This window comes from Streptomyces sp. MK7 (assembly GCF_032658145.1).
GTDB classification, from domain to species: Bacteria; Actinomycetota; Actinomycetes; order Streptomycetales; family Streptomycetaceae; genus Streptomyces; species Streptomyces spiralis.
In genome coordinates, this window is sequence record NZ_JAVACL010000105.1 from 1 (window position 1) to 4,460 (window position 4,460).

The 4,460-nt window shown below is 67.6% G+C and carries 1 protein-coding gene and 1 pseudogene; both read right to left on the minus strand.

All coding sequences use genetic code 11. From position 1 onward, the window contains the following. Positions 1-564: 564 nt before the first annotated feature. Positions 565-1,027 (minus strand): annotated as a pseudogene (locus R2S09_RS39890) (ABC transporter permease); the annotation flags it as partial. A gap of 503 nt (positions 1,028-1,530) precedes the next feature. Next, positions 1,531-3,876, minus strand: a complete 2,346-nt coding sequence (locus R2S09_RS39895; RefSeq protein WP_316746166.1) for an FUSC family protein — start codon at positions 3,874-3,876, stop codon at positions 1,531-1,533. Positions 3,877-4,460 lie beyond the last annotated feature (584 nt).

Below are 4,460 nucleotides of genomic sequence, written 5' to 3' on the forward strand. Positions count from 1 at the left end.
ACGAGATCCCTCGCCCGAAGTCCTGGCGAACCCTGGGCAGTCGACTCCACCGACACCAAGATCCCCGACAGAGTCAAGCTAGGACCGTGGATCCTCCTTCCCTCCCCAGACGCCCCGCCCGGAGAGCAAACTCTTCGGTTGCTCCGGGCGGGGCTTTCAGACGACACAGGAGAACAGACCGGGGGCCTGGTTCGAGGCAACAGGAGGCTTGTACGGCCGACACACTCAAGAGTGCCGCCCTCTGGCGGGCGCCGGTCCCCTTCCCGATCGGGTGGCGCCGGCTGACTGCGGTACGCCGGCCGTAGCGCTCGTCCCAGACAAGTGTGGACGCGCCGATCCGCTCAGCAGGACGGCCGCGGCAAGCACCTCGCCTTCCAGGTGCTGCACCCGGATATGCCGCCGGCGGCGGGACCGTCGTCGACCAGGACATCGGGCCCCGGTCATGCCACAGTGCCGCCGGCCACGGTCGTGGACACCGGTGCCCGACCCGCCGCACCCAAACCGTTGGCGCTGCAGGTCGCGGGAACTCGGGGAAACGATCTCCAAGCGCGCCCATATGTTGCCGCTCAGCGCGCCGGCCGGCCGAGTGACGGCGGTCGTCACCACGGCGGCGACCACCAGGACTGTCACGTCTGTCAGAAGGTGTGCAGGAGACCCGGTCAAGCGGCCACGCAGGGCGTCGACCTCGTATGACAGTGGTCTCATGCAGCTGGCAGCCCTCAGCCAGCCGGCATCACGCTGAGCGGGCACAGGGCGGTGGACTCAAAGAACAGGGGCATCGTGAGGGCCTGGCCGATGCCCATCAAACGGTCCCGGGCCGTACGATCCCCGCGATGGTGATCGACAGACAGCAGGAGAATGCGGAGTCCAGCACCAGCACCATCCCGAGCAGCCTGGTCGTGAATGCGCGGCCCGCCGCCACCGCCGTCCTCGGCGTGCGGATGAGGAGTTTGGCCAGGACGCCCGCGTCGCGCTCCCAGAGGATCTGAATGTCGTAGAAGATCGCGATGAACTCGGCGATCCGCGCCGTGGCGGGACGCGAGTCGAGCGATTGCCGCTCGCTGCCCCCACGACTGCTTCCCGGTCTCATGTCGCGGCCCACCGTTGAGCCATGACCGAGCTCTTCGGGCTGTTGTCAGAGTGGTGGGTTGACAGTGGAGCGGTGGCGGTTTCGCGAGCAGATCCGGTACGAGGCAGGCGAGTGGTCTGTGGGCGGTGCCCATGTGGTGTCGTCGGTGCTGGGGGGCGACGGCGAGGATCGTGACGTCATCTTTCTACGGACAGCCTCAGGAAGCTGATGATGTCGGCATCTGGGTACGCGAGGAATGCTTCCTCCGTCCCGGCGAGCAGGGCGACGCTGGTGAGGCATCGACTTGCCGGATGAGCGCTGTTTTCGGGGTCGTGCCTCGTTTGAAGGTCGGCAACTATGCCTTCAGACCTTGGCTGTTGTGGGTTTTGGTGCGGAGATGCATACGACCAGTGGCAGTCCTGAAGCCAGGGGCATGAACAGTCGGCGCACCACCATGGATCTCAAGCCGATCCGAACACGGTAACCCGAGTGACGGCGTCGCCGGCCGCTGCTGCGATCGGCACCTGAAGGCGGCGGGCCGCTTCCAAATGGTTACTGGTCCAGATGATGCGCACGCCGGTCCCCGTCGCCTGTCCGTCCGCATCGTGCAGGTCACGGCGAACCGCCTCGACCAGCCGGGAGTTGTTTTTCGGGTCGGAGTTCAGCGGCTCGGGCACCGGCCCTTCGTCGTTCTCCAGGCCGGCCGCCAGACTCTGGTACCACCGCAGGATCCGCTCCGCCATGATGATCAGTTCCTTCTGCGCGGCGGCACGGTCGTCGAGCGATGCTCTGTCTGCGGACCGCCGCCACAGTTCCAGGACCGCGTCTCCGGCCAACCGGAGCCCGACAACACCAGCGACCAGGGTCGTCATCTCGCACAGAGGAACAGACTTGGCCCCGCGTTCGGCCAAGTACGTCCGGAAGGCATCGTCCAGCCGGCGTGCCGCGGCCGCCGCCTGCCGGCCCTCCTGCGGAACCTGGATGGCCGCGGGCCCGAGGGCACAGCACGAGACCGCATAGTCCACCGCGGCGAGCAGATATCGCGCACTGTCGGCGTACGCCCCCGCCAGCGCCTTGCTGACCGCCGCGGAGGCGCCCCGTGGCCAGAAGAACAAGCCAACGACCAAGCTCACGGCACAGCCGAGCGCGATGTCCTCGATGCGGAACAGGATCACCGAAAGGCCGGCAGGCTGTGCGATGTTGTACAAGATCACTATTGTGAGAGTGAAGGCCGCCTGCCCGGCAGCGAACGAGATCACCGCCGGAACGACACCTGAGAACATCACCGCGAGCGGCAGCAAGATCCACAACAGAGTCGTGTTGTGTCCGATGAGCTGAAGAACAGCGACGCCCACGACCGAACCGACCAAGGTCCCGCCAAGGGCACGAAAAGCGTTCTGCCCGGTGTTGAGCGCGTTGGAACGCAGAACTGACAGGGTGCCGAGCATGACCCAGAAGGCGTGCTCGACACCGGTCACGTCGGCCAGCACGACCGCGATACCCAGGCCGATGGCACCGCGAATGCTGTTGTGCAGCCACACCGAGTGCGGTGCCACATGCGCGGCCGCACGCTCCGCTGCGCTGGTCAGCGGCCCGTCGGGCGCCCCTGTTACACGGCCGAGCAGGCGATCCCGCCAACTGCGCTGGTGAGCAGCGCGGGCGGTGCTGACGTTCTGCGCGATCTGCAGGACGACGAAGGCCACCCCCTGAGCCCGGAACGACACGTCAAGGCTGTCGATGAAGGTGTCGAGGTCAGGCTCGCCGGCGTCCCCGGCGCGTGGCGTCGGCATGCGGCTGACGGCCTCATCCTCCAGCGCAGTCAAGGCCTTCCGAAGCTCCGCCGCTTTGGCCAGCAGCCGCTCCGGTGAGTCGTCTGGGTCATCGAGCAACTGCGCCGACAGATCCAGAACTTCCGCAGCAGCCTTGCGTACCTCCGACGACCCCGAGGTGCCCAATGGGCCGTCCTCCACTACGGGAGCGGCCTCCGCCAGGAGCGTACTCAGCCAGGTCAGCTCATCGACCAGGCGGACCAGAGCCCGAGACTCGGTCGACAGACCTGTGGGCCGGTAAGGGGTGGCGGTGAAGGCCTGCCGCAGCTCTTGTGCACTCGACTCGGTCTCCGCAGCGCAAGCACGGCACTTACGGAACGCCGTTGCGCGGGACCGACCCGCGAAGTAGTCCGCTTCGGCACGCAGTTGGGCCGCCGCCGCCCGGCAGACCCGCGCCGCCGGCCCACTGAGCGGGTCGCCCTGCGGCCTCGGCCATAGCAGCCAGACTGCGAGCATGGACGCCCCCGCCGCAAGCACCACGCCCATCAGTTGTTCGGGCAACTGCCCCAGCGGCGCGGGGGTCGCCACCGGCAGGATGAACGCAAGCAGCAGCGACGTCGCGGCGCCGGCCAGAACCGAGCTGACCACGCCCGAGAAGAGCACGACGAAGCCCACCAACACCGTCGCCACCGCCGCGCTCCAGACTGACCGGGCCGCGAGGGTACCCAGCGAAACCAGCACCACCCACGCAACAGCGAGTGCCACATGCGCCCGCATCCGCTGGGCCAGGGGACCGGTGAACTCGACCAGCAGAAGCATCGAGAACGCACCGAACGCAGCGAAGGTAGCGGCGACCGGCGCATGGAAGACCTGGGTGCACAACGCGAACAGGAGAGGCAGCGCCACCGTGGCCCTGACCGCGCGCCGCGTGGCCGCCAGGACCGGATCCCGGCGGCGCAACCATGCGGTGAGCCGGCGCATCCGATTCATCACAATCCGCCTCAGGCCGGAGACACGGTGACCGGGCAAGGAGGTCATGAGGCACTCTTCATGCCGGGCGTCACCGCCGCACGGTCAGCCCGCGCGGCGAGGGACACCAAGAGCGCGGGACGACGGCCCCCGCGTAGCCCGACAGCTCGCCCGGCATCAGCAGGGCCGGCTGCGTCGACACCGCATGGCTCCCGAATACCGCGGTGGTCGGGATGGGTGAGAACCGGCACTGGGCTCGGTACAACGCGTACAGCCGCGTCGGCACGCTGGACGAGGCAAGCCTCAAGACGAGGATCGACGCGAGCAGGACCAGCGCAGGCGGTATCGGACAGACGCGAGTGTTCAGGCGCCACGAGCACCGCAGCCAGGGCTGCACGGCCGACCCCGGCGGCAGGACCTGCGACCGCCTCCTCAGGCATGATCCGCTTCGCAAAGAGCGCCATGAGACTCATCCATCCTCTGGTTCGGAAAGGCCTCGGCGTCGGTGACGGGTGGGTCGAGCCGCTCTCTGCCAGAAAACACCGGTGCCGAATCGCCCTACTGGCGTCGGCCGTGCTACCCGTTCTTACCTGCGGCTCGACCGTCACCTGTCGGCTTGTCTTACCTTCACATGCATGGTGTGGCAGGACGTT